The sequence below is a fragment of the Adlercreutzia equolifaciens genome, assembly GCF_029076695.1.
GTDB classification, from domain to species: Bacteria; Actinomycetota; Coriobacteriia; order Coriobacteriales; family Eggerthellaceae; genus Adlercreutzia; species Adlercreutzia equolifaciens_A.
In genome coordinates this window covers 1-287 of sequence record NZ_JARFIK010000649.1, presented here as the reverse complement: position 1 = coordinate 287, position 287 = coordinate 1, and the positions used below count along the sequence as shown (strand labels likewise).

Sequence of the window (287 nt, the reverse complement as noted above, 5' to 3'; positions counted from 1 at the left end):
CACCCCATGCGGTGCAGCCAGACGCTCTGCCCGGTTCCTGCCGAACAAACCGTCAGGCGAGGGTACCTGAGGAGAACCACATGAACGATGCCACGTCACGCACGCTTTTCGGAGTGGGAGTCGGCCCGGGCGACCCGGAACTGGTCACCGTGAAAACCGTACGCATCTTGCGCGAGGCAGACGTGATCCTCGTTCCCTACACCGAGGCCACCACTGATGGTCCGGGGCGTGCCGAGAGCATCATCACAGCTGTCGCCCCCGAGATCGCCGGGCGTATCAGACGCATC

General features: G+C 64.1%; 1 protein-coding gene. It reads left to right on the top strand.

The window, feature by feature from the left end; translation table 11 throughout:
- Positions 1-80 precede the first annotated feature (80 nt).
- On the top strand, positions 81-287 hold a 207-nt coding region (locus PZH32_RS13965; protein ID WP_275208869.1), incomplete at its 3' end, for an SAM-dependent methyltransferase.